This is a genomic window from Streptomyces sp. NPDC057474 (genome assembly GCF_042802555.1).
GTDB lineage: Bacteria > Actinomycetota > Actinomycetes > Streptomycetales > Streptomycetaceae > Streptomyces.
This window is the reverse complement of record NZ_JBHVDX010000492.1, coordinates 1-1,492: the sequence shown is the minus strand read 5'-3', so window position 1 is coordinate 1,492 and position 1,492 is coordinate 1. Positions and strand designations below refer to the sequence as shown.

Below are 1,492 nucleotides of genomic sequence, written 5' to 3'. Positions count from 1 at the left end.
CCCCGCGCCCCTGAAAGCAAGGGGGCGCGGGGAACTGCGCGAACAACCCCACGCACCCGCACCCGCCAAACCCCTCCCCACCCGGGCTGGAAGGCGCACGGCGGCGAAACCCCCGGTGGGACGACGCACCGAGGCCCCGCTCCAGCGTGACCGGCGCCCCCTCGCGGCGCGTTTGGTGCAGACTGGCTGGATCCGCACCACGCCAGGGAGCACATCGTGACCGCGTTCGAGGGAGATCGACCGCACCGGCCCCAGGTCGACCCGTTGAGGGCCCTGAGAGCACCGGATGACCCGCCCTGGGACGTCTATCTGACCGGCACCGTCTTCCTCGACATCATCTTCACCGGGCTCGACTCCGCCCCGGTGCGCGGGACCGAGTCCTGGGCACGCGGGATGGGGTCGAGCCCCGGCGGGGTGGCCAACATGGCCACGGCGCTGGCCCGGCTGGGCCTGAAAACCTCCCTCGCGGCGGCCTTCGGCGACGACCACTACGGGGAGTACTGCTGGGACGCTCTGGAGCAGGGCGAGGGCATCGACCTCTCCACCTCCCGCACGGTCCTCGGCTGGCACTCCCCGGTCACCGTCTCCATGGCGTACGAGGGCGAGCGCACGATGGTCTCCCACGGCCACGCGGCGCCCCCGGAGCAGTCCGAGCCGGAGTGCCCGCCCCACGCGCGCGCCGCCGTCGCCGCCCTCACGCCCGGCGTGCGCGCCCCCTGGATCGCGCGGGCCGCGAGCGAGGGCACCCGGATCTTCGCGGACGTCGGCTGGGACGAGACCGGCGCCTGGGACCTGGCGGGCCTCGCCGATCTCGCCCACTGCGAGGCGTTCCTGCCCAACGCCCAGGAGGCGATGCGGTACACCGGCGCCGAGTGCCCCCGGGCCGCCGCCCGCGCCCTCACCGACCATGTCCCGGTGGCCGTGGTGACGCTGGGCGCGGAGGGCGCGTACGCCGTGGACGGCCGGACCGGCGAGACGGCGGAGGTGCCGGCCATCGCGGTGGAGGCCATGGACCCCACGGGCGCGGGTGACGTGTTCGTCGCCGGCTTCGTCACCGGAACCCTGGCGGACTGGCCCCTGGCGGACCGGCTGGCCTTCGCGGGCCTGACGGCCGCGCTGTCGGTCCAGGAGTTCGGGGGGTCGTTGTCCGCCCCCGGCTGGTCGGAGCTTGCCGCCTGGTGGCGTCGGGTGCAGTCCCTGGACGGCCAGGACCCCGCGGCCCTGCGCCGGTACGCCTTCCTGGCGGACCTCCTCCCGAAGGACCACGTCAGCCCCTGGCCGCTGCGCCGGGCCGTCCCGACGATCGGGTTCCGCCGCTCCGCGTAGCGCTGCCGCGTGAGAGCTCGGACAGGGGGTGTCGGGCGGGCGCGGGTGCGTCGTGGCTGGCCGCGCAGTTCGCCGCGCCCCTGAAAAGACACGGCCCCTGCGGACCGAAAGGCACGGGGCGCAGCCCCTGCTTTTCAGGGGCGCGGGGAACTGCGCGAGAAGCCCC

Annotated in this window: 1 protein-coding gene; it reads left to right on the top strand. The window is 75.1% G+C overall.

Features of this window, described 5'->3' with window-relative positions:
• Window positions 1-216: 216 nt before the first annotated feature.
• Window positions 217-1,326 carry a carbohydrate kinase family protein gene (locus tag ACFU53_RS48005; protein WP_384006996.1) on the top strand — a complete coding sequence of 370 codons (1,110 nt, stop codon included), beginning with the start codon at window positions 217-219 and terminating at the stop codon, window positions 1,324-1,326.
• Window positions 1,327-1,492: the final 166 nt, after the last annotated feature.